At 60.8% G+C, this 24,594-nt stretch carries 22 protein-coding genes; 11 read left to right on the top strand and 11 right to left on the bottom strand.

Going from position 1 to position 24,594, the window contains the following annotated elements; genetic code table 11:
- The 4 genes from HYP802_RS0121260 to HYP802_RS0121245 all read right to left on the bottom strand — a co-directional run bounded on the left by HYP802_RS0121260 (position 1) and on the right by HYP802_RS0121245 (position 5,582).
- On the bottom strand, positions 1-2,187 hold the full coding sequence (locus tag HYP802_RS0121260; protein ID WP_013949754.1) for an EAL domain-containing protein: 2,187 nt from the start codon (positions 2,185-2,187) through the stop codon (positions 1-3).
- Positions 2,188-2,506: 319 nt separating this feature from the next.
- Positions 2,507-3,622 carry a site-specific DNA-methyltransferase gene (locus HYP802_RS0121255; protein WP_013949753.1) on the bottom strand — a complete coding sequence of 372 codons (1,116 nt, stop codon included), beginning with the start codon at positions 3,620-3,622 and terminating at the stop codon, positions 2,507-2,509.
- Positions 3,623-3,795: 173 nt separating this feature from the next.
- Positions 3,796-4,437, bottom strand: coding sequence for a ribonuclease HII (locus HYP802_RS0121250; RefSeq protein WP_013949752.1), 642 nt, complete (start codon positions 4,435-4,437; stop codon positions 3,796-3,798).
- Positions 4,438-4,469: 32 nt separating this feature from the next.
- Positions 4,470-5,582, bottom strand: coding sequence for a PA0069 family radical SAM protein (locus tag HYP802_RS0121245; RefSeq protein WP_013949751.1), 1,113 nt, complete (start codon positions 5,580-5,582; stop codon positions 4,470-4,472).
- Between the two features lie 153 nt (positions 5,583-5,735).
- Between HYP802_RS0121245 and HYP802_RS0121240 the strand changes: the two genes are divergently transcribed.
- Entirely contained in the window at positions 5,736-6,443 is a 708-nt protein-coding gene (locus HYP802_RS0121240) for a TIGR04283 family arsenosugar biosynthesis glycosyltransferase (protein ID WP_013949750.1), read from the top strand.
- Positions 6,444-6,454: 11 nt separating this feature from the next.
- Here the strand turns inward: HYP802_RS0121240 and moaB are convergent, their stop codons facing one another.
- Positions 6,455-6,997, bottom strand: coding sequence for a molybdenum cofactor biosynthesis protein B (gene moaB, locus HYP802_RS0121235; RefSeq protein WP_013949749.1), 543 nt, complete (start codon positions 6,995-6,997; stop codon positions 6,455-6,457).
- Between the two features lie 20 nt (positions 6,998-7,017).
- Complete coding sequence (locus HYP802_RS0121230) at positions 7,018-7,896, bottom strand: uracil-DNA glycosylase (protein WP_013949748.1); 879 nt, start codon at positions 7,894-7,896, stop codon at positions 7,018-7,020.
- Positions 7,897-8,035: 139 nt separating this feature from the next.
- On the opposite strand from HYP802_RS0121230, the gene HYP802_RS0121225 reads away from it, so the two are divergent.
- The 3 genes from HYP802_RS0121225 (at position 8,036) to HYP802_RS0121215 (ending at position 12,707) form a co-directional block, all read left to right on the top strand.
- Positions 8,036-9,718, top strand: coding sequence for an electron transfer flavoprotein-ubiquinone oxidoreductase (locus HYP802_RS0121225; RefSeq protein ID WP_024276495.1), 1,683 nt, complete (start codon positions 8,036-8,038; stop codon positions 9,716-9,718).
- Positions 9,719-9,958: 240 nt separating this feature from the next.
- Positions 9,959-11,773: a tetratricopeptide repeat protein gene (locus HYP802_RS0121220; protein ID WP_024276494.1), complete on the top strand. Its 1,815-nt coding sequence runs from the start codon at positions 9,959-9,961 to the stop codon at positions 11,771-11,773.
- Positions 11,774-11,840: 67 nt separating this feature from the next.
- Positions 11,841-12,707, top strand: a complete 867-nt coding sequence (locus tag HYP802_RS0121215) for a 4-(cytidine 5'-diphospho)-2-C-methyl-D-erythritol kinase (protein ID WP_024276493.1) — start codon at positions 11,841-11,843, stop codon at positions 12,705-12,707.
- Between the two features lie 29 nt (positions 12,708-12,736).
- Here HYP802_RS0121215 and HYP802_RS0121210 read toward each other — a convergent pair whose 3' ends face one another.
- Positions 12,737-13,672, bottom strand: coding sequence for a polyprenyl synthetase family protein (locus tag HYP802_RS0121210; protein ID WP_244421067.1), 936 nt, complete (start codon positions 13,670-13,672; stop codon positions 12,737-12,739).
- Positions 13,673-13,856: 184 nt separating this feature from the next.
- Between HYP802_RS0121210 and HYP802_RS0121205 the strand changes: the two genes are divergently transcribed.
- The 7 genes from HYP802_RS0121205 (at position 13,857) to glyS (ending at position 19,919) form a co-directional block, all read left to right on the top strand.
- Positions 13,857-14,090, top strand: coding sequence for a DUF2007 domain-containing protein (locus tag HYP802_RS0121205; protein WP_024276492.1), 234 nt, complete (start codon positions 13,857-13,859; stop codon positions 14,088-14,090).
- Positions 14,077-14,880: a methyltransferase gene (locus HYP802_RS0121200; RefSeq protein WP_024276491.1), complete on the top strand. Its 804-nt coding sequence runs from the start codon at positions 14,077-14,079 to the stop codon at positions 14,878-14,880. Before HYP802_RS0121205 ends, HYP802_RS0121200 begins: the two co-directional genes overlap by 14 nt.
- A gap of 93 nt (positions 14,881-14,973) precedes the next feature.
- Positions 14,974-15,807, top strand: coding sequence for a S49 family peptidase (locus tag HYP802_RS0121195; RefSeq protein WP_024276490.1), 834 nt, complete (start codon positions 14,974-14,976; stop codon positions 15,805-15,807).
- Positions 15,808-15,825: 18 nt separating this feature from the next.
- Entirely contained in the window at positions 15,826-16,029 is a 204-nt protein-coding gene (locus HYP802_RS0121190; RefSeq protein WP_013949740.1) for a hypothetical protein, read from the top strand.
- 191 nt (positions 16,030-16,220) lie between these two features.
- Positions 16,221-17,168 (top strand): glycine--tRNA ligase subunit alpha, encoded by a 948-nt coding sequence (locus HYP802_RS0121185; RefSeq protein WP_013949739.1) that lies wholly within the window; start codon positions 16,221-16,223, stop codon positions 17,166-17,168.
- A complete protein-coding gene (locus tag HYP802_RS0121180) occupies positions 17,165-17,686 on the top strand; it encodes a hypothetical protein (RefSeq protein WP_013949738.1) in 522 nt (173 codons plus the stop codon). The genes HYP802_RS0121185 and HYP802_RS0121180 overlap by 4 nt, the downstream gene beginning before the upstream one ends.
- Before the next feature lie 142 nt (positions 17,687-17,828).
- Positions 17,829-19,919, top strand: a complete 2,091-nt coding sequence (gene glyS / locus HYP802_RS0121175; RefSeq protein ID WP_024276489.1) for a glycine--tRNA ligase subunit beta — start codon at positions 17,829-17,831, stop codon at positions 19,917-19,919.
- 309 nt (positions 19,920-20,228) lie between these two features.
- On the opposite strand, the gene HYP802_RS0121165 is transcribed toward glyS, so the two are convergent.
- The 4 genes from HYP802_RS0121165 to HYP802_RS0121150 form a co-directional block, all read right to left on the bottom strand.
- On the bottom strand, positions 20,229-20,513 hold the full coding sequence (locus HYP802_RS0121165) for a hypothetical protein (protein ID WP_024276488.1): 285 nt from the start codon (positions 20,511-20,513) through the stop codon (positions 20,229-20,231).
- 191 nt (positions 20,514-20,704) lie between these two features.
- Positions 20,705-22,606 (bottom strand): ABC-F family ATP-binding cassette domain-containing protein, encoded by a 1,902-nt coding sequence (locus HYP802_RS0121160; protein WP_013949734.1) that lies wholly within the window; start codon positions 22,604-22,606, stop codon positions 20,705-20,707.
- Between the two features lie 39 nt (positions 22,607-22,645).
- Entirely contained in the window at positions 22,646-22,996 is a 351-nt protein-coding gene (locus tag HYP802_RS0121155; RefSeq protein WP_013949733.1) for a DUF3147 family protein, read from the bottom strand.
- A complete protein-coding gene (locus tag HYP802_RS0121150) occupies positions 22,996-24,402 on the bottom strand; it encodes a GYF domain-containing protein (protein WP_244420928.1) in 1,407 nt (468 codons plus the stop codon). The genes HYP802_RS0121155 and HYP802_RS0121150 overlap by 1 nt, the downstream gene beginning before the upstream one ends.
- Positions 24,403-24,594 lie beyond the last annotated feature (192 nt).

Below are 24,594 nucleotides of genomic sequence, written 5' to 3'. Positions count from 1 at the left end.
CTATACCAGGCGGAACTGGCTTTGCTGGTTGAGCGTGTCCAGGATCTCGGGCACTTCCGTCACCGGCCGCGCCTTGCTGTAGAGGAAGCCCTGGCCTTCGTCGCATCCGACGGCGCGGAGGAATTCCTGCTCGGATTCAGTTTCGATGCCTTCGGCCGTGATCGTCATGCCGAGGCTTGAACCCAGGCCCATGATGGCGCGAATGATCGCCTGCGATTCATTGCCGAACCCGATGCCGCGAACGAACGATCCGTCGATCTTGATTTTGTCGAACGGGAACATCCGCAGATAGCTGAGCGACGAATAGCCGGTGCCGAAGTCGTCCATTGAGATGCGGACGCCGAGACCTCTGATGGCATGCAGGATCGTCAGCACGCTTTCGGAGTTCTCAAGCAGCAGCGCCTCGGTGATTTCGAGTTCCAGCCGCCCCGGTTCGAGACCCGATGAGCGCAGCGCATCCGACACAGCATTGAAGACGTTCCCGATACGGAAGCGCTGGGGCGACATGTTCACGGCGAGCCGTGCCTTCTTCGGCCACCGGGCCGCATCGTGGCAGGCACGCTGCAGCACGAAATCGGTGATGGAGCCGATAAGCCCGCATTCTTCTGCAATCGGAATGAATTCCGACGGCGGGATATAGCCGCGTTCGGGGTGTGGCCAGCGCAGCAGCGCCTCGAATCCGGACACCTCGCGCGAGCTTAGAGAAACGAGCGGCTGATAGTGAATTTCGAGGCCGCCGTTGAGGAAGGCTTGATGCAGATCGGCTTCGATCTTGCGCCGCGCCTGAACGCGAACGTTCATCTCGGCTTCGAAATAGCGGTAGCAACCTTTGCCGTCTTCCTTCGCCTGATAAAGCGCAAGATCGGCATTCTTCAATAGGACCTCGGCCTCCTCGCCATCGCTCGGGCAGAGCGCGATACCGACGCTCGCCGTCACGTTGATCGTGTGATCGTCAACTCTGAACGGCTCGCGCAGAACATCGATGATCCGCTGTGCAACTGAGCTGACCTCGACGGCATGGTTTGCGTTGGCGAGAACGACGGCAAACTCATCGCCGCCCAATCGCGCAGCCATGTCGTCTTTGCGCAGCGTGCCTTGAATGCGTTCGCTCAACTGCTGCAGCAGCGAGTCACCGGCGGCATGCCCCATCGAGTCGTTGATGATTTTGAAATTGTCCAAGTCGATGCAAAGCACGGCAACGCCGGTGCCCGAGCGCTTCCTCGACATCAGCATGTCGTTGAGGCGCTTGCGCAGGAATACGCGATTGGCGAGGCCCGTCAGCGCATCATGGTGCGCAAGATAAGCAACCTTCGCTTCCGCCGCTTTACGCTCTGTAATGTCGATTGCTGCGAACAGGATCGCAGGCGTCTGCCCTTGCGTGATCGAGCTTGAATAGATGGCAACGTCGATCGACGTCTTGTCGGCTTTGAGATGACGCCAGGTTTGGCCTGCAAACTGCTCGGCCCTGCCGTCGTAAAGGCTGTCCAGATTCTGATGATCGTCGGGATGATGAAGGTCGAACAGAGTTTTGGTGTGGAGATCCTCCAACGCAAACCCATAGTGTCGTAGCGCGGCTCTGTTGGCGCTGAGAATGACTTTGTCTTCCCGGCGCGCGACGAACATCGGCACGGGATTGGCTTCAAAAAGCATCCGGAACGATGCTTCCCGTTCCTTGAGTTCGCTGATATCGACGCGCAGACCGACGACGCCGCCATCGGTCGTCAGGCGTTCGTCGATGAGAATGCAGCGTCCGTCCGAGATCCATTGTTCATGCCGATCTTTCGGCTGATAGAGCCGCCGGACGCGTTCGGCGATCCACTGCTCTTCGCGGCCCCGTGCTTCCGGATAATCGCCCCGCGCGACGCCGATCCTCAGCGTGTCTTCGAGACGAACGCCGATTTCAAACAGGTCCGCGCTCTTTTTGTAGATGTCCGCATATTGCTGATTCCACAGAACGTATCGGCCGTCGCTGTCGAGAACCACAACGCCTTGCGGCAGCATGTCGATGGCTTCACGGAGCTGTCTGTTGGTGGCTTCGGCGCGTTCGAGCCGCTGCATCACCTCATCGTCATCCCGCTTCAGTCGCTTCGGCATTGCGCTCAGTAGGCGCCGCGTCCTGAGGCGGCTCGGACGTGTCGCGTCCGGCGCCATCGAAATTTGAGACTTACGAAGAAGTTCGTGAGCCATTGCTGTCCCCCACGCTATAAATGCAGCGGCGGAGTATTTGCGCGGCTCGTTAATGGAGCTTCACCGCGTTCAGTTCGGAAAAACGCGGCGCTGCTCGTTATCTGTTCAGACTATGCCCGCGCCTGCTGAGGCTTGCAGCAAGCTGACCAGCGAATAGCCAAAAATGATCGGTTGTCGGCGCTTCGCGGGACTTTTCTGCCGAGCCGATGGGCAGTCCATTTCGCCAAGTATGGTTATGGATGTCTTAAATCGCAGGCGTTTGTGTGTGCCTGCGAGGCGATAACCGGTGCTATCGGCAGCTATCGCCTCGCAAATGACTTCAGATCGCGATGCGGCCGTTCAACCCGAGCTGACGCTTAGCCTCGGAGCGGAGTGCGTCGATGGGCTTAAGTTTTCCTTCGACCTCGTAGTGCCAGAACGTCCAGCCGTTACACGCCGACTTGCCTTGAACGATGGCGCCAAGCCGATGAATGGAAGCTTGCTGCCCGGCATAGAACAGCGTGCCGTCGGCGCGAACTTCGGCGCGCACTTCGCGGCGCGGATCGAACAGCTTGCGGCCCGGTTCGAGAATGCCGAGTTCCAGGATCTGCCCGAACGGAATGCGCGGCTCGTTGCGCTTCGACGGGATCGCTTCGATCGAGTCGAGATCGAGCGGCCGAACCTTCGCGATCCGCTCGTCCGCCGCTTTCGCATAATCGACGTCCCGCTCGATGCCGATGAACTTGCGGCCGAGCCGCTTGGCGACGGCGCCCGTCGTGCCTGTGCCAAAGAACGGATCGAGCACCGTATCGCCAGGCTTCGTCGAAGCGATCAGAATGCGATGAAGTAGCGCTTCTGGCTTTTGCGTCGGATGCGCCTTGCGGCCACCGTCGTCCTTCAGGCGCTCAGGTCCCGAGCAGATCGGAAACAGCCAATCGGAACGCATTTGAACGTCATCGTTCGATGCTTTCAGACTTTCGTAGTTGAACGTCACGCGCGATTTCTTATCGCGGCCCGCCCAGATCATTGTTTCATGCGCGTTGGTGAAGCGTTTGCCGCGGAAGTTCGGCATCGGGTTCACTTTGCGCCAGATAACGTCATTCTGAATCCAGAAGCCGAGGTCCTGGATCGCGACGCCGAGGCGAAAGATGTTGTGATAGGAGCCGATCACCCAGATCGCGCCATCCGGTTTCAGCACGCGGCGGCATTCGGCAAGCCAGGCGCGGCAAAAGGAATCATAGGCGGCGAAGTCGTCGAATTTGTCCCACTGATCGTCGACGCCGTCGACTTTTGTGTTGTTCGGTCTGAGGAGGTCGCCCGCAAGCTGCAAATTATACGGCGGGTCGGCGAAGATGAGATCGACGCTGGAGCTTTCGAGCTTCTTCAGCTCAGCAATGCAATCACCAATAAGAATCTTTCCGCTTTCCGAGCGGCCCTTGACGCGACGCGAACCCATGAACTCGAACCTGTACGCTACTATGAACTGAGCGCCCGCCATCAACTTACGCAACGGGCTGCCGAGCTTTGTACATCATGGGAATCGGGCTTGGATACGCTCAAACGACGCGCAAGCGATTTATATTTTTTGATTCGATCTGCAACCTGATCCGTTTACGGAAAACATATCGTTTAGACGAGGGCGCCGAGGCCGAGCGCGAGCTGCACGGGCTTGAATGAGCGCCGGTGCAGCGGCGAAACGCCGAGCTTGTTGATGGCAGCCTGATGTTCCGGCGTGCCGTAACCCTTGTGACGCTCGAAGCCGTATCCCGGATAATCGCGCGACATCTGTACCATGATGCGGTCGCGTGTGACTTTCGCGATGATCGAAGCCGCCGCAATGGACAGACACTTCGCGTCGCCTTTGATGATGGTTCGCGTCGTCATCGCGACCCGCGGCGCCTTATTGCCGTCAACCAGAACAAGCTTCGGCGCGTTGGCGAGTTGCCCGATGGCCTGCGCCATCGCCCACAGCGTCGCGGCAAGAATGTTATCGCGATCGATGCGATCGACCTCCGCGATGCCGACGCCGACGATGGCGACCTTCATGATGCGATTGAAGAGATAGGCGCGGGACTCTTCATCAAGCGCTTTGCTGTCGTCGATATTCGCTGGAATTTTATCGGGATCGAGAATGACGGCCGCCGCAACGACCGGTCCCGCCCACGGGCCGCGCCCGGCTTCGTCAACGCCCGCGATCGGCCGAAACCCGAGCTGATGTTCGGCAGCTTCGAGTTCGAACGTCGGCTTGATGCGCGAATCGGCGATTTTCATTCGCCAGTTTGGTCATCGCGCAGATCAAGCTGTCAAAGCAGGGAGAGCTGTTGTCCACCGTTACCGGGACGCAGGAAGAGATCGGTTCGCAAGGCAACTCGTTCTTCGCCGAGACCGAGACGCTTCTTGGCCAGCCGAAAGCGCAGCGCGATTTGCGTCGCATATGGTCCGCGCCCGACCTGGCGCACTCCGAAGTCCGGTGTGTAATCGCGCCCGCCGTGCATCGATCGCAAAAGCGAAATCACTCTGTCGGCACGGTTTGGAAATTCTTCCGCCAGCCATTCGCGAAAGAGATCTTTGATTTCGAGCGGCAGGCGCAGAAGCACATATCCAGCATTGCAAGCACCGGCATCGCGCGCCGCTTCCAGGATGGGTTCGATCTCGTGGTCGGTCAGCCCGGGAATGATCGGAGCGACCATGACTGTGACGGGTATTCCGGCGTCGGCAAGCTTCTTCACGGTTTCGAGACGCTTCGGCGGCGTCGCGGCCCGAGGTTCCATCGCCCGCGCTACGCGGCGGTCGAGCGTGGTGATCGACACCGCGACGCGCGCCAGATTTTTCTCGGCCATCGGCGCCAGGATATCGATGTCGCGCGCCACCAGCGCCGACTTCGTGATGATGCCGACCGGATGGTTTGTCTGCGCCATCACCTCTAGGATCGAGCGCGTAATCCGCCGCTCCCGCTCGATGGGCTGATAAGGGTCGGTGTTGCCGCCGAGCGCAATTGTGTGCGGTCGGTAGCTCGGCTTCTTGAATTCACGCTCCAGCAGAGTGGCGGCGTTCGGCTTAGCATAGAGCTTCGTTTCAAAGTCGAGGCCCGCCGAATGCCCCAGATAGCAATGGCTTGGTCGCGCGTAGCAATAAATGCAGCCATGCTCGCACCCCCGATACGGATTGATCGAGCTTTCGAACGAAACGTCCGGGCTGTCGTTGTGGGAGATGATCGACTTTGCGGCTTCTTCGATCACCTCGGTCTTGAAGGCGTCGAGATCGCCGAGGCTTTCCCAGCCGTCGTCGAAGGCTTCGTGGACCTCGGCTTCGAACCGGCCGGTTTTATTCGTCCGTGCGCCCCGCCCGCGCCGCCGCTCCGAATCGACGGCATGAGGGGCGGGGAGGGGGTTCTGATGGTCTCGGTCGGGCGCCATTGTTCGAGGTCGTTGCTGAATATGATCAGCCAATAGCACATAACAAAGAACAAAGAAAGAACAAGCGGCAGCCAAACCGCGCCATTGCGATTGGTTAAGCCCCGCGACTCGGCGCGCCTTGCCGTGCGCGGATTGACGTGTCAGGAAAAGAGAATGATCTCAGTAATCATTCCCGCTCGGAATGCTGAACATACGTTACCGGCGACGCTGTCTGCCCTGGTTCCGGCGGCAGTGGACGGACTCGTTAAGCAGGTCATCGTCGTCGATGGCGGGTCGACGGACAAGACTGCTGAGGTAGCCGATCAGGCCGGGGCCGATATCGTCAAGAGCGCGCCCGGACGTGGCGGCCAGTTGGCCCAGGGCGCTGAAATCGCCCGCTTTCCTTGGCTCCTTTTTTTGAATGCGGATACCGTCCTGGAAGACGGCTGGGAACGCAGTGCAACGTCGTTCATGCGCCGCGTCGATTTCGGCGAACGGTCGATGGCCGCGGGCGCCTTCACGTTCCGTCTCGATGACAAGGGCCTGGCGCCGCGGCTGCTCGAACTGGTCGTGCAGTTGCGCTGTAAGCTCCTGCGCGTGCCTTATGGCGATCAGGGCTTGCTGATTCCGCGCCGCCTGTTCGATGACGTCGGCGGCTACCGCAATCTGCCGATCATGGAAGATCTGGACTTGGCGCGCCGTATCGGACGCCGGCGCCTCACAATTCTCGATGCCAATGCCGTGACGTCGGCGGAGCGTTATCGGCGCGACGGGTATCTCTCGCGATCGTTCCGCAACCAGATCTGTCATATGCTGTACGGCGCGGGCATTCCGGTCAGCATGATCGCGCGTCTTCAGGGCAAGGTCGAAACCGGCGCTTAAGCGCGCTTGTCTCACGCCGATGTGCGATGCTCTTCGAGCCGTGGCAGGATTTCGATGAAATTGCACGGCCTGTGGCGCATATCGAGCTGGAGCTTGAGGATGCCTTCCCAGGCGTCTTTGCATGCGCCCGTCGAGCCCGGCAGACAGAAAATATAGGTTCCGCGCGCCACGCCCCCGCATGCGCGCGACTGGATCGTCGACGTGCCGACCTTCTGATACGACAGCATGTGAAACAGGATCGCGAACCCTTCGATCTCCTTCTCAAACAGCGGCTTCACCGCTTCCGGCGTAACATCCCGTCCCGTGAAGCCCGTCCCGCCAGTCGTGATGACGCAATCGACGGACGCATCGTTGATCCATCCCTCCACGATGCTGCGGATTTGTGCCTTGTCATCTTTCGCGAGCTTGCGGTCGGCGAGTTCGTGTCCCGCTTCGCCAATGGCGCGCTCGAGATAGGCGCCCGATGTATCTTCCGCGAGCGTGCGGGAATCCGACATCGTCAGGATTGCGATGCGGATGGGAACGAATTGGCGTTCGGCGTCGATGCCGGCCATGGCAAGCCTCGTTGTGTTGTCTAAAGCTTCGACTTGATTTGTAGCAGATCCATCCACGCGAGCTGCTTGGCGGCAGGTGTTCGCAGTAGATACGCCGGATGCAACGTGGCGATAGCCGGGATTTTACGCTCCCCGACTTGCACCTCGCGCCATCTGCCTCGAAGCCGCATGATGCCTTCCGTTGCGCCAAGCACTTCCTTCGCCGCCGCGCCGCCCACGGCGACCAGCATCTTCGGCGCGACAAGCTCGATTTGCCGTTCGAGAAAAGGCCGGCAGGACAGCGCTTCCTGTGGCGTCGGCGTGCGGTTTCCAGGCGGCCGCCAATAGACGATATTGGTGATGTGCACGTCAGCTTCAGACAGCCCGATTGCGGCAAGCATCTTGTCGAGCAGTTGCCCCGCGCGGCCGACAAACGGTTTGCCCGCCAAATCCTCGTCTCGTCCCGGCGCTTCGCCGATGAACATAATGTCGGACTGCGGCGCGCCGCGATAGAAGCACAGCTTCGTTGCCGTCGATTTGAGGCCGCAGCCGTCGAAAGCCTGCAGCGCTGCTTCCAGCCCTTCAAGCGATGTGACGGCGCGCGCGATGCGGCGGGCGCCCGTTTCGGCTTCGCTGGCGCCGAGCGGCGTCGCGGCGCGTGGTCGGCTCGGATCGAGCCCCGGCGCACTTCGCGCGGTTCCCGGTCGCGCCGATTGTGACGGTGCTGCCGGACGGGCGGTCGGCGCGGCTTTTTCGCGCTCCGGCGCGTCGCGTTCCGGCCAGGAAAAACCGGCCCCTGGCGCCTCATCTCCGCGCGCCAGCCAATCGTGCGCCGTTTCGCCAACGGCCGCATCGACGCCCATGGCTTGAAACCAATCGAGCAGCGCCAGCATTTCGTCTTTATCGTAAGAGTTCGTCATTGGGGCCGACAATAAAGATGCGCGCCGTCAATTGCACGCATCGGCAACAGACTATGGCGCGTTATTGGTCAACTTGACGCTTTCCCTCCCGCAACCTAATCGAAACCGATGGACTTTCGAACATCCAAAAGAGGTGATGATGGCCGTTGACGCCGCCGACCTGCCGGCCCGCGAGGCAATGGACTTCGACGTAGTGATCGTGGGCGCTGGCCCTGCCGGGCTGGCCGCAGCGATCCGCTTGAAGCAGAAAGCAGCCGAAACAGGGTCCGATATCTCCGTCGTGGTGGTCGAGAAGGGCTCCGAGGTCGGCGCCCATATTCTGTCCGGCGCGGTCATCGATCCGATTGGTCTCAATCGTCTCATCCCCGATTGGAAAGAGCGCGGCGCGCCTGTCGAAACGCCCGTTACAGAAGACGTGTTCTTGGTCCTTGGCCCCGCGGGCAAATTGCGCCTGCCGAACTGGCCGATGCCGCCGCTGATGCACAACCACGGCAATTACATCGTCAGCCTCGGCGCACTGTGCAAATGGCTTGGCGATCAGGCGGCGGAACTGGGCGTCGAGATCTATCCGGGCTTTGCTGCAAGCGAAGTGCTCTACGATGAGAAGGGCGCCGTCGTCGGCGTCGCGACGGGCGATATGGGCGTCGGCCGCGATGGTGAGCCGAAGGACAGTTTCGTGCGCGGCATGGAACTGCGCGGCAAGTACACGCTGATCGCGGAAGGTGCTCGCGGATCGCTGGCCAAAGGCCTCATCCGCCATTTTGACCTTGCCAACGACCACGAGCCGCAGAAGTACGGCATCGGCCTCAAGGAACTTTGGCAGGTCGCGCCGGAGAAACATCGGCCGGGCTACGTGCAGCACTCTTTCGGCTGGCCGCTCGACAACAAAACCGGCGGCGGCTCCTTTCTTTATCACTACGGCGAGAATCTCGTCGCGGTCGGCTTCGTCGTTCACTTGAACTACGCCAACCCGTACCTCTCGCCATACGAAGAGTTTCAGCGCTTCAAGACCCATCCCGCCATTCGCGACACGTTCGAAGGTGGCAAGCGGATCGGCTACGGCGCGCGCGCGATCACGGAAGGCGGCTGGCAGTCGCTCCCCGATCTCGTCTTTCCCGGCGGCGCGCTTCTGGGTTGCGCAGCTGGAATGGTCAACTTGCCGCGTATCAAAGGCAGCCATAACGCCATCCTGTCCGGCATCGCTGCGGCAGACGCCGTCACGGACGCGATCGCGGCAGGTCGTGCGCACGACAGGCTCGATGCCTACGAGACGGAAGTCCGCACCGGCGACATCGCGCGCGATCTGAAGCGCGTGCGCAATATGAAGCCGTTCTGGTCCTGCTTCGGAACGGTACTCGGCGTGCTGCTGGGCGGCACAGATCTTTGGCTCAACACCATCATTTCCGGCGTTGGCCTTGGCTTCACGTTGAAGCACGGCAAGAACGACGCGCTGGCAACGAGCAAGGCCAAGAACTTCAAGCCGATCGCCTATCCCAAACCCGACGGTAAGCTGACGTTTGATCGGCTGACAAATGTGTCATTCTCGGCGACCAATCACGAAGAAGATCAGCCGGTTCACTTGAAGCTTCTCGATCCGACCGTGCCGATTGCGGTCAATCTGCCGGAATACGCCGAACCGGCGCAGCGCTATTGCCCTGCCGCCGTTTACGAGGTCGTACAAGGCGATGGCGGCGAGCCGCGATTCCAGATCAACGCGCAGAATTGCGTCCATTGCAAAACCTGCGACATCAAAGACCCGAGCCAAAATATCAATTGGACGTGCCCCGAAGGTGGCGGCGGGCCAAATTACGCCGGAATGTGACGATGTACTTCAAATGCTGGTAATCCGGCGTCCGAAATTCGGAGCCGTTCCAGCATGCGGGGGCTTAATTGCTGCGCTGGCTGAGCGATATGCCGATAGGCGTTGACGGTTGATAACAGTTGGCAATTTCGGCTCATGTCTTATTTTTCACGTAAAGCTTGTCGCCAAGCTCGCGATATCTTTGCTAGGCTCGCCGCCGCAGGAATCGAATTGGCTTCCGGCAGCAAAGGGAAAAAGTCGATGCGGGGACTCCTCGGGCGTGGGCTGAGTGTATGCCTAGTAGCGGTCGCTCTGACGGTTGCCGGGTTTTTCAGCGAGGCTCCGGCCCGCTCGCAAGACCAGGAACCTGGTCAGGACGAAGTTTCAAATTCCATTCTCGGCAACTACCTCGCGGGACGTTTCGCGCGCGCCGCGCAGGACACCGAAGAAGCCGCTGAATTTTACGGCCGCGCCCTCGAGCGTGATCCGGACAACGAGGTGCTGCTCGAGCAGGCCTTCCAGATGGAAACGATGTCCGGCGACTGGCCGAAGGCCATTCCGCTTGCGGAGCAACTCTCTGCCTCGCAGGGCTCGCATCGCATGTCGCAGTTCCTTCTTGGCGTCACAGCGTTCAAGTCTGGCGACTACAAGAAGGCCGAGGAGCGCTTCGCTGCGGCATCCGAAAATCCGATTGGTGAACTGACCAGCGCGATCGCCATCGGCTGGACGCGTCTCGCCGCCGGAGATACGGACGGCGCGTTGAAGGCACTCGACCTTCCCAAGCAGCCGGACTGGGCGCAGTTCTATCTGCGCTATCACCGCGCGCTGATCGCCGACATCGCCGGCCGCAAGGCGATCGCGCGCGCGTCGTATGAAAAGGTTTTCCGTCAGGACAGCCGCACGCTCAGAACGTCGCTCGCCTACGCTCAGTCAGCTGCTCATTACGGCGACTTCAAAACCGCGCGCATGGTCATCAGCAAGCAGCTCGCTAAGAGCCAGGGCGATCCACATCCCCTCGCCAAGGAGATGCTGGATATTATCAAGCAAAAAAAGAAACCGCCGTTTCTCATCGCCAATGCGACCGACGGCCTATCGGAAGTCTTTTATGGCCTGGGCGAAGCCCTGGCCGGTGAGGGCGGCGTAAGCCTCGGCACGATCTATCTCCAGCTCGCGCTCGACGCCAAGCCCGATCACATCTTTGCACTCGCTGCGCTCGCCAACGCGCAGGAAGCTGTGAAGCGCTACGACGAGGCGCTGCAAACGTACGACAAGATCCCCAAAGGTACGCCGCTGCAGAGCGCGATCGACATTCGCCGTGCGTTCGATCTGAACTCGCTCGACAAGACGGACGAGGCCAAGGCGATTTTGGTCAAGCTGTCTGAAGACAATCCGAAAGACGTTCGGCCGTTGGAAGCGCTCGGCAATATCATGCGTGCGCGCAAGGATTATGCCGGCGCCGTCACGTATTTCACCAAGGCGCTCAAGGTCATCAACAAATCCGACCCGCGCAACTGGGGCTACTTCTATGCCCGCGGCACGTCCTATGAGCGGCTGAAGAACTGGCCCGCCGCCGAAGCGGATCTGAAGCGTGCTTTGACGCTCGCTCCCGACCAGCCTCTCGTTCTGAACTATCTCGGGTATTCCTGGGTCGATCAGGGTAAAAACCTGAAAGAGGGCACGCGCCTGATCGAGAAGGCCGTGCAACTCAAGCCGGACGATGGCTACATCGTCGATAGTCTTGGCTGGGCGCACTACAAGCAAGGCAACTTCAAGGAAGCCGTCCGCTATCTGGAGCGCGCCGTTGAGATCAAGCCGGAAGATCCGACCCTGAACGATCATCTGGGCGATGCCTTCTGGAAGGTCGGCCGCGAGCGCGAAGCGCGCTTCCAGTGGGCGCAGGCTTTGTCGCTCGACCCGGAACCGGAGGACGTCGACAAGATCAAGGCCAAGCTTGAACGTGGTCTGGATTCAAAGGGCGAAGCCAACGCGTCCGGCAAGACGCGTCAGGTTCAAACCGAGACATTACGCCGACGCAGCGAAAACAAGACAGGAACTTCCGGCCGAGCAGTTGAGTAGTAACTGCGCGTCAATATTAATTGTAGAAGACGGGCGCTTGAGCGCCCGTTTTCGTATCGTGGAATGCATGTCGAAATTGGAATTCGCACCAGCCAAGATCAATCTAACGCTTGAAGTCTTAGGGCGCCGTTCTGATGGCTATCATGAGCTGCGCAGCCTCGTCGCCTTTGCGGCCGACGTCGGCGATCGCCTGACACGCGAAGCTGGCCCCACGTCCAAAACCGAAATTACCGGACTGTTCGCAGCTGGCCTCGGCGATGCCAATCTTGTCGATGAGGCCGTCGCAGCGATTTCGCGCTTGGTGCCGGATTTCGTCGCCGGTCGTCTGACATTGGAGAAAAATCTCCCTGTCGCGAGCGGCATTGGCGGCGGATCGGCAGACGCGGCCGCGGCGCTGCGCCTTCTTAGTGCCAGCCGTTCCGACTTGGTATCGCGTGATCTTACTGACATCGCGCGCGCACTTGGCGCAGACGTTCCGGTCTGTCTGAAAAGCCAAAGCGCCGTGATGACGGGAACCGGCGAAAACATCGCCGATATCGTCCTGCCGGCCGAGCTTTACGCAGTGCTCGCCAATCCTCTCGTTGAGGTGCCCGCCAAGAAGACGGCCGAAGTTTTCCGCCTTCTCAATGCCGGGCCATTGCCCGCAGATCTGGTGCCGGAAAATCCGCCGATGTTCTCAAGCATCGGCGACGTGATCCGTTACGCGGCATTGCGCGGCAACTCACTCGAAGCGCCTGCGCGCCGGCTTTTTCCCGAAATCATCAACGTGCTGTCGGAACTCGCGAAGCTGCCGCGGTCGCGGGTCGCGCAATTGTCCGGCGCCGGCCCGACGTGTTTCGCTCTGTTCGAATCCGAATCCGCCGCGCAGACGGGCGCGCGTATGCTCAAGACGCGCCAGCCAAACTGGTGGGTCGCAGCCTCAAGGTTGACCTGAGGCCACTGGCCGCCGCGTTCGAGCACCGATCAATGTGAACGGCCGATACAGAACTCGATGACTTGTTCGAGCGCGTCTTTTTCGCGGCTTTCCGGGAAGATCGCCAGGGCGTCACGCGCAATTGCGCCATACGAACGCGCCCGCTCGAACGTCGCCTCGATCGCCTTGTGACGGCGCATCAGGCTGATCGCATGCTCCAGGTCGCCGTCGGTGATGTTGCCCTCGGCGATCGTCCGGTTCCAGAATTGTCGCTCGTCGTTCGATCCCCGCCGGAACGACAGGATGACGGGCAGCGTGATCTTGCCTTCGCGGAAATCGTCGCCGACCGACTTGCCGAGCCGCGTGCTGTCGCCCGCGTAGTCGAGCGCATCATCGACGAGCTGGAACGCCAGCCCGAGATTTTTGCCGTATGATCGCAGCGCCGCCTGCTCTTCGGTTGGTCGCTGCGTCAGCGCCGCGCCGGACTCCGCCGCCGCCGAGAAGAGCGCCGCCGTCTTGGAATTGATGATCGTGAGGTAGTCGTCTTCCGTCGTCGATGTATTCTTCGCCGCCGCAAGCTGCATCACTTCGCCTTCGGCAATCGTTGCCGCGGCATTCGACATGATGCGCAACACCGAAAGCGATCCGACGTCGACGAACATCTTGAAGGCCTGGCCGAGCAGAAAATCGCCGACGAGCACGCTCGCCTGGTTGCCCCAGATCATCCGCGCGGTTTTGCGTCCGCGCCGCGTCGCACTTTCGTCAACGACGTCGTCATGCAGTAGCGTTGCGGTGTGCATGAATTCGACAGCCGACGCCGTGCGGATGTGGCCGTTGCCCGTGTAGCCGCACAGTTTTGCCGCCGCGAGCGCCAGCATCGGCCGCAGCCGCTTGCCGCCGCTGTCGATCAGGTGGTGCGCGAGTTCCGGGATCATGTCGACATCGGACACGGCCTTGTCGAGGATGATGCGATTGATCGCTTCCATGTCATCGGCCACGAGATCGAGAAGCGGTTGCAGCTTCTGGCTCGTTTCGCGGACGTCTTCGAGCGGTATTACGCGACCCAAGGTGGCCCCCAATGTTCTAGACCATGCTAATATAGGCAGTCGTCTTTAGACCGTCACGCGGCATCGGGCGTGGCAAAAATTATCGTTCATTTTGGGAATTGCCATGCGCGAGTTAATTTTGACGAACGACCTTGTGCTTATCAGTTATGTCGAGGCTCTGCTCGCAGGTCAGGGCATCGAAGCGGTCATATTTGATCGAAATATGAGCTTGATGGAAGGGTCAATCGGAGCATTCCCGCGACGTCTTGTCGTCACGGACGACGATTGGAACAAGGCAAGCCGGGTTCTGAGGGAGGCCGGACTTGGTGAATGGGTCGTGGACCATGAGCGTGCTTGAGACAGATCTACCGCAAAGCGAAAACGTCAGTGAGGACCTGTTTCTTGGCGATGCGTTGACTGTGCATCAGCCGCGAAGCGGTTATCGCGCTGGGACCGACGCGGTGCTTCTGGCCGCCACCTTGGCTCCGGAATTGGTTGGTGAAGAGACGGTTTTGGACGTCGGCTCGGGGGTCGGCGTCGTCGGGCTGTGCGTGGCGGCACGTTGTCCCGGCGCCAGGGTCGTTCTGCTCGAACGCGAGCCAAAACTCGCGGCGCTTGCCCGCCACAATGTTGACCACAACAACTTGAGCGCACGCGTATCGGTTGTCGAAACGGATATTTCGCGCGCAACAGGTGCGTTGGATGCCGCCGGAATTGCGTCCGAAACATTCGCCTTTGTGCTCGCCAACCCGCCCTACCACGAAGCCGGACGCAGCACCGCGGCGGGAAACCATCTTCGCGCCGCCTCCCATCAGATGCCGCAGGACGCACTGGAAATTTGGGCGCGGTTCATGAACCGAATGGCCGCTCCTGGAGGCCGCGCCGCGATGATCCATAAAGTGGAGGCACTCCCGCGCATTCTCTCGGCTTTCGAAGGCCGGTTTGGCGGCGTGAACATCTTGCCCATTTATGCGCGCACGGACGAACCGGCCATTCGTGTGATCGTTTCCGGCATCAAAGGCAGCCGCGCTCCGATCTCGATCAAACCAGGACTCATATTGCATGGACCCGATCAGGCGTTCCTGCCTGAAATCGAAGCCGTTTTTCGCCACGGCGCAGCGCTGCCGTCGCAAATTGGCGGCCGATAGCCACTGGCAGCAGGTCCGTGATTGCACTAGACAATCCGCTCTTCATGTCGCGCAAACCAATCCTCCCAAAGTCGCCCGCAGGAGTTTGAATTTATGTGGCCGTTTTCGCGCACGCCCATCGTTCCAGTTCTTCGCTTCAGTGGCCCGATCGGCATGGCGACGCCGCTACGGCCTGGACTGTCGCTTGCGAGCTATGCCGCCGCCATCGACAAGGCGTTCTCGCTGTCGAAGCTTCCCGGCGTTGCGGTGGTCATCAATTCGCCGGGCGGATCGCCGGTGCAGTCCAACCTGATCTTCAAGCGTCTTCGTCAGTTGGCTGCCGAAAAAGACAAGAAAATCTATGTTTTCTGCGAAGACGTGGCGGCATCGGGCGGATACTTTCTCGCTATCGCGGGTGATGAAATCTATGCCGACCCATCCTCGATCGTAGGCTCCATCGGCGTCGTATCGCGCAGCTTCGGCTTCGTCGAACTGATCGACCGGATGGGTGTCGAACGCCGCGTCTATACGGCCGGAGCCAACAAAAACCAGCTCGATCCTTTCCTGCCCGAAGATCAAGATGACATTGCGCGCCTGAAAGCCATCCAGAAGGACGTGCACGACGTCTTCATTGGCCTCGTCAAGGAACGTCGCGTCGGCAAACTCAAAGCCCCAGATGACGAGCTTTTTTCCGGCGCATTCTGGTCGGCGGCCAAAGCGGTTGAATTTGGCCTCATCGACGGCATAACAGACATCCGTTCGAAGATGCACGAGGTGTTCGGAAGCAAGGTGCGGCTCAAGGTCGTCGAGCCGGATCGCGCAGGGCTTTTGTCGCGCCTCCGCCGTGTGCCTGGCGCATCCGGCCTAGGCGATGGCGGTCTTGCTTTTGCCGACGATCTGGTGTCGGCTATTGAGGCGCGCACGCTCTGGTCGCGCTTTGGGATTTAGGGCCCGGAGGGCCGTGCAATGCCCCCAGTCATCTTTCTAGCCGTTATTGGTGCTGCCGGTCTGGCCGGATACCGTCTACTGTCGGCTCTGGCCCGCCAAGGCCAAGCCGTACGCGAGCAGGAAGCCCGCATGCGCCGCGCCACCGCGCCGGTCCGCGACCTGGGCAATCTCGAATGGGATGAAACGGCTGGCGTTTATCGTCCCCGCCAGCGCGACAATTAAAAGATCGAAGGCCCTGTTATCTCCCCTATCGCGTTTCCGTTCCTCGGCGAGGCACCGCAGCATTCTCGCCGCCGCGCCATTGCGTCCGCCTTTCGACTGGCAAGCCCGTAAAATCGCCTCAGCGGTGCGTGACAAGGGGCCCTTAACGCGTATATTGCGGCCGAAAATTCAGCCGGAACGAGCCAAAAGACATGCCCCAGACGTCGGTTGCAACGAAAGCCGGACGCCTCCCCGCGTTGCGCCCTAAAGCCGCCTTCCAGGATCTTATCCTGACCCTGCAAAGCTTCTGGAGCGCTGAAGGCTGCGTCATCCTTCAGCCCTATGACATGGAAGTGGGTGCCGGCACCTTTCACCCGGCAACGACGTTGCGCTCACTCGGGCCGAAACCGTGGTCGGCGGCATACGTCCAGCCCTCGCGCCGCCCGAAAGACGGCCGCTACGGCGAAAACCCTAACCGGCTCCAGCACTATTACCAGTTCCAGGTCATCATGAAGCCGTCGCCTGCGAATATGCAGGAGCTCTACCTCGCGAGCCTCGACGCCATCGGCATCGATACCTCGCTGAACGACATTCGCTTCGTCGAGGACGACTGGGAAAGCCCGACGCTCGGCGCCTGGGGTCTCGGCTGGGAAGTCTGGTGCAATGGCATGGAAGTTTCGCAGTTCACATACTTCCAGCAGGTCGGCGGCTTCGACTGCAATCCGGTAGCGGGCGAAATCACCTACGGCCTTGAGCGCCTCGCCATGTACGTCCAGGGCGTCGATCGCGTCTTCGATCTGAATTTCAACGGCCGCGACGACGATAAACGCCTGACCTACGGCGATGTCTTCCTGCAGGCCGAGCGCGAGTACTCTCGCTACAATTTCGAGCACGCCAACACTGAGGCGCTGCTGCGCCATTTCAAGGACGCCGAAGCGGAATGCATGGCCTTGCTTGAGGCTGGCGCCAAGAATGGTGAGGAGCACTTGCTCGCGCTCCCCGCCTACGACCAGTGCATCAAGGCGAGCCACATCTTCAACCTGCTCGACGCTCGCGGTGTGATCTCGGTCACGGAGCGCCAGAGCTACATCCTACGCGTCCGCGAGTTGGCGAAAGCCTGCTGCGGCGCCTGGCTAAAGACAGAAGGAGGACGCGCATGAACGACACAACGCTTGGGATAATCGCTTTAGCCGTGCCGCTGATCATCATCGGCTTCTTCGCTCTTCGACGGCTGCCTTGGGTCTTCGCATTTTTCATAGCGCTCGTTGCCGTTGGCATCGGCTATCTGCATACGACCGGTGCGGTGAAGGACATCGGCCACCAGGTGCGTGTTGCGCTCCCGGCGGGCATGATCCCGGAACACAAGAAGGCTGAAGAAGCCGAGCCCGCCGAAGGCGGGGCGATGAAGGCGCTCCCGCCACCGGCCGAGCCTGCTCCAACGCCACCCGCGCCGCCTGCGTCTTCGGCTCCTGAAAGCACGCCACCAGATGGCGGTGCCATGAAGGCGCTTCCGCAGTCGACCGAGCCCGCAACGCCTGCACCGGAAGCGACGCCGTCAACGCCGTCGACGACGGAACCGGCGCCTGCTGCACCGGAAACTGCACCCGCTCCGGAAAGCAAACCGGAAGAATCCACGACGCCGCCAGCAGCTCCTGCTCCGGCGCCGACGAACCCATAACGCAACCGCTCTCCCCGTTGCGGCTTCGCGACGGGGAGAGACACAGGGTGAGGGGGCGAAAGCAGCACCCTGCAATTCCACCCCTCACCCCACTCTTTCCTGTATGACTGGGAAAGAGCCAGTCTCGCGAGATCGATCCTGAATGTCTGAACTTCTACTTGAGCTTCTGTCGGAGGAGATTCCGGCGCGCATGCAATTGCGCGCGGCGGATGATTTGAAGCGCCTCGTCATTGACGGCCTGAAAGCACGCGGCCTCGACGTCGGTGAAGCGCGCGCCTTTTCGACCCCGCGCCGCCTGACGCTCGTTATCGAAAACGTTCCGCACGGCTCGCCCGCCATTTCTGATGAAAAGAAAGGCCCGCGCGTCGGCGCGCCCGAGCAGGCTGTTCAAGGTTTTCTGAAGTCCGCTGGTCTCGCGTCGATCGCCGATGCGACCGTCGTCAAGGATGAGAAGAAAGGCGACTACTACGTCGCCAAGATCGAAAAACCCGGCCGTGACGCACCCGAGATCATCGCGGAGACGGTGACGGACGTCGCCGCCAAATTCCCCTGGCCGAAGTCGATGCGCTGGGGCTCCTCGACCTTCCAGTGGGTGCGCCCGTTGCAGTCGGTTCTGTGCCTGCTCGGCGGCAAAGTGGTGCCGTTCGAAATCAACGGGATCGCGTCCGGCCACGAGACGCGCGGCCATCGCTTCCTCGGACCCGGACCGTTCAAGGTCAAAAACTTCGCCGACTATCAGGAGAAGCTTGAGAGCCATCACGTCATTCTCGATCCCACGAAACGCGCCGCTGCGATCTCCGAGCAGTCACATGCGCTCGCCAAGGAAGCCAAGCTCGAACTCGTCGAAGACGAAGCATTGATGGCCGAGAACGCCGGTCTCACCGAATGGCCGGTCGTGCTGATGGGCTCATTCGAAAAAGCGTTTCTTGAAGTGCCCGGCGAAGTTCTGACCACATCGATGAAGATGCATCAGAAGTGCTTCTCGGTGCGCGATCCGAAATCCAAGAAGCTCGCGAACAAATTCCTGCTCGTCTCGAATCTCGTCGCCAAGGACGGTGGCGCGCAGATCGTCTCGGGCAACGAGAAGGTCATTCGCGCGCGCTTGTCGGATGCGAAGTTCTTCTGGGAGCAGGACCTGAAACATCCGCTGGGTGAGATGGCGGGTAAGCTCGCGCACATCACGTTCCACGAGAAGCTCGGCAGCCAGAAGGATCGCGTCGAACGCATCGAGCAGTTGGCGTTTGAACTTGCTGGCGCATGCGATGCCGACCCGCAGGACGCGCGCCGCGCCGCGGGTCTGTGCAAGGCCGATCTCGTCTCGGAAATGGTCGGCGAATTCCCCGAGCTTCAAGGCCTGATGGGCCGGTACTATGCTGAGCATGTCGGAACGAAGCCTGAGATCGCCCGCGCGCTGGAGCTGCACTACAAACCGAAAGGCCCGACCGATACGGTGCCGCGTGAGGATCAGGGCGACGCCGTCGCGGTTGCCGTCGCGCTCGCCGACAAGCTCGACACCCTCGTCGGCTTCTGGGCCATCGGCGAAAAGCCGACCGGTTCCGGCGACCCCTATCAGCTCCGCCGCGCCGCCCTCGGCGTCATCCGCATCGTGCTGGAAAATGATCTGCGCGTGCCGCTCGCAACGTACATTGCGAAGGCGGAAGGACTGCTGAAAGACGCAAAGAAAAGCGCCAAGTCGGACAGCATTCAAGACGATTTGATTGCCTTCTTCGCCGACCGCTTGAAAGTGTTCCTCAAAGACCAGGGCAAGCGCCACGACCTGATCGACGCCGTGTTCTCGCTCGGCGGTCAGGATGATCTCGCGCTCATCGTGAAGCGCGTCGAAGCGCTCGACGCGTTCCTGAAAACTGATGACGGCACAAATCTGCTCGCAGGCGTCAAGCGCGCGGCTAACATCCTCTCGATCGAAGAGAAGAAGGACAAAAAATCCCACGCCGGTCCCTACGATCTGGCGCTTCTCAAAGACAAAGAGGAAATCGCGCTCGCTGCCGCCATCGAAGCGGTGAAGCAGGACACGACCTCGGCCATTCAGGTGGAAAATTTCGCTGGCGCCATGCGCGCGCTGTCGGAACTTCGGGCGCCGGTCGATGCGTTCTTCGAGAAGATCCTCGTCAACGCCGAAGATAAGCAGGTCCGCGAAAACCGTCTGCGCCTCTTGTCGGAAATCCGTGCCGCGACGCTCACCGTCGCCGACTTCTCAAAAATCAGCGGCTGAAAAACATCGGCGGCGGGCGTGGAATGCGGGTCGCCGACGCCGAAAGGTGATGGCCTCACTATAGCCCCACCGCCGTCATGCCGACGGAGGTCGGCACCCAGACAAGCTTCAGCTTATCGCTTGCTAAAGGCTTGCCTGGATCCCGGCCTGCGCCGGGATGACGTTCGTTGCGGAAGCATAATTGCACACGTTCGGGAATGTCCTCATGGCCGCGCTGATGGCCATCTACGCCGACCGCAATCGCTCCAAAAAAGTCCTCGGGGTTTAAGCCCGAGGATCAGGATCACGAGGCGTGGAGGAACAACAAACTCAATGCGCGGAAATCATTGCGACCTTTGCGGGCGCGAACGGCTTCACATCGGTCTGTGAAACCGGCTGCGCCTCCGACGTAAAGAAGCCAGGGCCGTTCATGACGTGAAGCCAATGCACTGTGACGTTCGCGGCATAAGCGAACGTAATGATTGCAATAACGACCGCCGCGGAAAGCATCGTAACGTACGCAAGATACTCAGAAACGACCAACTTCGCGCTCGCAACACGGGCGCGCGGCGCATTCGTGCGATTGAGGGGATGGTAGACGAATTTCTGGTCCATGATCGTTCTCGCTTGCGCAGTACGCGGGGGAAATGGGGGGAGCACTTAGCCTGCGCGTTCCATTGAACTTCTGGATCGTGAAATGGGTTCCGAAATTCGTTTCGTCCAGGTGTGGATAGGCGCGGCGATTTCGCAAAATCGCCCATCTTTTTCGAATCGCACTGAAAAAATCGGGGTGCTAGCTGCTTGGCCTATGCCTCCGCGGCGGCCGAAGCTTCTTCATAGGCTTCCGTGGCCTCCAGCCAGGCATCCTCGGCGGCCTGCAGGTCGCGGGCGAACTGGCCGCGCTGCTGGGCGGCGGCCTGCGCTTTTTGCGGGTTGGAGGAATAAATCTCCGCGTCGCCCAGGAGCGCATCAAGCGCCGCAATCTCCTTTGCCAGCTTATCGACGTGCTTTTCGGCGGCCTGCATGGCTTTCTTGAGCGGCGCCAACTCGGCCCGCTTTTCGGCGGCGGCCCGGCGTTGATCCGTGCGCGACGTCCGCGCGTCGCTTCCGTTTTCGTCGCGCCGTTCCGACGTTCGCGCCCCACGCTCTTCGAGCAGCAACGCGCGATAGCTTTCCATGTCGCCGTCGTAAGGCTTCACCGTGCCGTTGCGCACCAGCCAAAGCCGGTCGGCCGTCGCCTCGATCAAATGCCGGTCGTGGCTGATGAGGATGACAGCGCCGTTGTATTCCATCAGTGCGTGAATGAGCGCCTCGCGGCTATCGACGTCGAGATGGTTCGTCGGCTCGTCGAGGATGAGAACGTGCGGTCCATGGAATGCGGTCAGCGCCAACAGCAGCCGCGCTTTTTCGCCGCCCGAAAGCTTTCCGCACGCCGTATCGGCTTTGTCGGCGCTGAAGCCGAACGTACCAAGCTTGGTGCGTCGCTGCGCTTCCGTCGCCTCCGGCATCAGCTTCACCATGTAGTCGTAGGGCGTCGCGTTCGGCAGCAGGTCATCGAGCTGATGCTGCGCGAAGTATCCGACTTCGATTTTCTGCGCGCCGAAAACCTCGCCCGACAACGGCTTCAGCCGCCCCGCGATCAGTTTCGCGAGCGTCGATTTACCGTTGCCGTTCTGGCCCAGCAGCGCAATGCGGTCGTCGTTGTCGATACGCAAGTCGATGCCTGACAAAATCGGATGATCGGCTTCATAGCCCGCGCTCGCCTTCTCGATCCGCAGCAGCGGACTGGCGATGATCTTCTGCGGATCGGGAAAATGAAACGGCACGACGCGATCATCGACCTGCGCCGCAATCGGCTGCATCTTGGCGAGCGCCTTGACACGGCTCTGCGCCTGCGCGGCTTTGCTCGCCTTCGCCTTGAAGCGGTCGATGAATGCCTGCAAATGCTTGCGCTGCTCGTCCTGCTTCTTCTTGAGCTTCATTTCGAGGCGCTGCCGCTCGCGGCGCGTTTCCTCGAAATCGTCGTAGCCGCCCGCGTAAAGCGTCAGCTTGCCCTTGTCCAAATGCAGGATCTCGGTCACCGCGCTGTTCAACAGATCGCGGTCGTGACTGACGATCAGCACCGTGTGCGGATAGCTCTTCAGATGGTTTTCGAGCCAGAGCGTTCCTTCGAGATCGAGATAGTTCGTCGGTTCGTCGAGCAGCAGGATGTCGGGCTTCAGGAACAGGATCGCACCGAGCGCAACGCGCATGCGCCAGCCACCTGAAAATTCCCGACACGCGCGCCGCTGCGCCTCTTCATCGAAACCGAGGCCCGATAGAATGCGCGCCGCCCGCGCCGGTGCCGAATGCGCATCGATGTCGGTCAAACGCATTTGAATTTCCGCGATGCGTTCCGGATCGGTTGCGGTCTCCGCCTCGGCCAGCAGGCTCGCGCGCTCGGTATCGGCTGACAGCACCCAGTCGATCAGGCTCTCGTCGCCGCCCGGCGCTTCCTGCGCTACATGACCGAGCCGCGCATTCTTCGGAATGGAAATCGAGCCGTCGTCGGGCGCGATCTCGCCTTTCAGCAAACGCAGCAGCGTGGATTTGCCTGCGCCGTTGCGGCCGACGAGCCCGACTTTATGGCCTGACGGAATGGCGGCTGTCGCCTGATCCAGGATCGGCCGGCCTTCGATGCGATAGGTGAGATCGTTGATATGCAGCATGGCATCGCGATAGCCGGTCCGCCGCCCGCTGTCACCGGGTCAGAGCGTAACGCCGAAGCGGGCGAGCGCTGCCGTCATCACCAGATAGGCAGCGAACGTCAGCGCCGAGGCGATGGCGAGGCTTAACCAAAAGTTGAGCCCGTGCCCCAGCAGGATGGGTAGCGCCAGAAACAGCACCAGCGACGGCAGAACGTACCAGAAGATGCTGGTCGACAGGCTCGCGATCTTGGCCGTGTCGCCGGTCTCGCCGTAGAGCCAGATGAAAGCCAGGAGCGACGTCAACGGCAGCGAAGCAACGATGCCGCCAAAGACCGTCGAGCGTTTGGCGATTTCCGAAATGGCAACAACCAACCCCGCGGTCAAAAAAACTTTGAGCGCGGTGTAAAGCATCAGCCGGACACCACAGGCTTCAGCGTTTCGTAGAGCAGGCGGTCGCGGACGGCTTTATCCTGCACGGCAAGGTGCGCGATGAACCACTCCTGCACCATCTTGCACACTTGCTCCGGCTCGCGCTTCGCAAGCAGCGTCGGATTGGAGAACACCTGCAGGTCTTCTTCCTTCCAGCCGAGCTTGCCGAGTTCCTTGATCAGAATGTCGTAGTCGCTCTTGACCGCCGAGTCGTGCTTGACCGGATTTTTCGAGCCTTCCGAAATGGCTTCGAAAATTGCGTCGGTTTGGGCGTTAAGCGCCGTCGCGGTCTCGGGGTGTTCCATTGTCTGGATCACGGCCGGGCTCATCTCGCCCTTTGAGATGAAGCCGAAGCAGGCGCTTACGCTTTGCGCCCTGAGCGCTTTGAGATGATTGAGGAACGCTTCCGCGATGGCTTGCAGCTTCTCCGGGCTTGCCTCAAGCGCCTTGTCCGCATTCTGGCGGCGAAGCGTAACGAGGCCCTGGGCTAAGAGCGTCGCGACATCGCTATCGGGCTTGTTGTCAGCAACGAGCTTGTTGGCTGATGAGATTTCGTTCGAATACCAATCCGGATATTCGCGCTTGATGAGTGCCCAAACCGGAACGGTTTGCAGGCGCAGATCGAGTGGCGAACCGTCAACGGCGGGTGGTGGCGGCGGTGTCGGAGATTGCGGTTCGACGGCAGCAACCTGCGTCTGCGACGCCGGCGGCGGCGACGAAGATGCGTCCGTTGCGGATGGCGAGACCGACGACGTCGTCGTTGCGTCAGCCGGCGGCGCGGACGAAATCACGTCGTTCGTCGGCGCAGCGGCCGGAGCGCTTGCATTGGACGCGGTCTGCGCCGCATCAGTTGTGGCAGGCTCTGAAGCCGCCGTCGCAGTCGACGATGGATCGGATGGCGCGGCGACAACCGGCGCATTGTCCGCGGTCGTGCTATTCGAGCCGCCGACCATACCCATGATGGCGCCCCGGTAATTCGTGAATGCGAACGCGCCGCCGCCAATGACCATGATCGCGACGCCGGCAAGCGCCAGCCGTTTGATGAGATTGCTGCGGTCGGGCCGAGGGGCCGCGTCGCTCTCATAGTCGATGCCGCGCTGATCGTGTTGCGCTGTTGCTTGCCCGTAGGACATCGCTTGTGGCTGAGCGGCTGGCGCGGACGGCGAAGCAGCGATCTGCTTCGGCTCTTGTCCGAGCGCCTCGAACGCCGTCGGAAAAACATTCGGCGCCGATTGCCATTCCGGCATTCCGGGCCGCCAGATCAGATCGCTGATACGCAGATAGTTATGCGCGACGAATGTGCGCATTTCGATATCGGTCAACGGCCCGTGCTGCTTACCGTCGCGGGCGATATACCACTGAATGTCGTTGGCCTGTGCCGTCATCATCGCTTCTTCGCACACGTAGGCATCGCTGCCTAACCCCCAGACCGTGCGCTCTTCGCCGGCCCACACTGTTCATACGTAGTTGCGCGCGTCAATCGGGCGATTATGCGGTAAAACTCCACTTTCGCGTGTGACGTGCAACCGAATGCTCTGCGGGGCGACGGTCCAGCGCTTGCTGGCGGCGGTGCGCGTCGC

The organism is Hyphomicrobium sp. 802 (assembly GCF_000526135.1).
Lineage (GTDB): Bacteria > Pseudomonadota > Alphaproteobacteria > Rhizobiales > Hyphomicrobiaceae > Hyphomicrobium_B.
This window is presented reverse-complemented; position numbering and strand designations above follow the sequence as displayed.